The 1,689-nt window shown below is 65.0% G+C and carries 1 protein-coding gene; it reads right to left on the reverse strand.

Annotated elements, in window-relative coordinates; all coding sequences use genetic code 11:
* Positions 1-1,677: FAD-binding oxidoreductase (locus RMO23_RS04095; RefSeq protein ID WP_309678828.1), on the reverse strand; the 1,677-nt coding region annotated here is incomplete at its 3' end.
* Positions 1,678-1,689 lie beyond the last annotated feature (12 nt).

Below are 1,689 nucleotides of genomic sequence, written 5' to 3' on the forward strand. Positions count from 1 at the left end.
GGGCGGGAAACGCATCAGACGCGTGTCGTCCATTTTGGGCGGATTGATGATGCGGTTGGGGCTGAGCAGGTTGAGCGGATCGAGATGGTTCTTGATCTGCGCAAACGCCTCGTTGATCCTGGGGCCGAACTGCCATTCCACCCATTCGCCGCGGCACAGGCCGTCGCCATGTTCGCCGCTGTAGGCGCCCTTGTAGTGGCGCACCAGGGCCGAGGCCTCTTCGGCAATGGAGCGCATCTTGGCCGCGCCCTCACGGCGCATGTCCAGAATCGGCCGCACATGCAGTGTGCCGACCGAGGCGTGGGCGTACCAGGTGCCCTTGCTGCCGTATTTGCGAAACACCTGCGTGAGTGCCTCGGTGTATTCGGCCAGCTTGTCCAGCGGCACGGCGCAGTCTTCGATAAAACTCACCGGCTTGCCGTCGCCCTTCAGGCTCATCATGATGTTGAGGCCGGCCTTGCGCACTTCCCAAAGGTTTTTCTGCGGCGCGTCCTCAATCATTTCCACTACCGAACCGGGCAGGCCCAGGTCGCCCATCAGCTCGACCAGCTGCCTGATTTTTGGGATCAGGGCGGTCTTGGAGGCGCCTGAAAATTCCACCAGCAAAATCGCGTCGGGCTGGCCAATCAGCGCGGTCCGCACCGTGGGCGCAAAGGCCAGGTTTTGCAGCGACAGCTCGATCATGGTGCGGTCGACCAACTCGACCGCCGTCAGGGTTCCATCCGTGCCCAGCTTGACGATGTGCTGCGCCGAGTCCATGGCCTTGTAAAAGGTCGGAAAGTTGACCACGCCCAGCACCTTGGCGCGCGGCAGCTCGGCCAGGCGCAGCGTCAGCGATTTCGTCAGCGCCAGCGTGCCTTCACTGCCAATCAGCAGGTGTGCCAGATTGACCGAACCATCTTGCGTGTACGGCCTTTCGTTCTGGTTGTTGAAGATGTCCAGGTTGTAGCCGGCGACGCGGCGCAGCACCTTGGGCCAGTGCGCCTGCAGCTCGGGCCTGAGCTGGTCTGACAGCGTTTTGACGTAGTCGCCGAGCGCGCGCGCCGGCCCGCAGGCATTGTCATAACGGCCCAGCTCCAGCAGGCTGCCGTCAGCGCGCCAGGCGCTGGCACCCAGCACGTTGTGCACCATGTTGCCGTAGGCAATGCTGCGGCTGCCGCAGGAGTTGTTGCCCGCCATGCCGCCCAGTGTGGCCTGCGCGCTGGTCGATACATCGACCGGGTACCAGAGGCCGTGCTTTTTTAAGGCGGCATTCAGGTGGTCCAGCACCATGCCGGGCTCGACCACGGCGCTGCGCTCGGCGGCATCCACATGAAGAATGTTTCTGAGGTGTTTGCTGTAGTCAATGACGAGCCCGGCGCCCACGGTCTGTCCACACTGGCTGGTGCCGCCGCCGCGCGGCACGATGGGCACGCCCAGGTCGCGGCAAATGGCCAGCGCGGTGGTCACGTCGTCGGCCATGCGCGGCACCAGCACGCCCACCGGCATCACCTGGTAGATCGACGCATCGGTGGCGTAGCGGCCCCGGTCCGCGGGTGAAAACAGCAACTCGCCCTGGGTTTCGGCAGCCAGCCGGACGGCCAGCCGGCCCGCCACCTCGTTGCTGGCGCGCGCCACGCCGTCGTAGGCCGCAGCGGCGGCCTGCCGGGTGATTCTGAGCGGGAGCGGGGCGTTCATGCGGTTGCTTTC

The sequence above is a fragment of the Polaromonas sp. genome, from assembly GCF_031411155.1.
Taxonomy (GTDB): domain Bacteria; phylum Pseudomonadota; class Gammaproteobacteria; order Burkholderiales; family Burkholderiaceae_C; genus Polaromonas.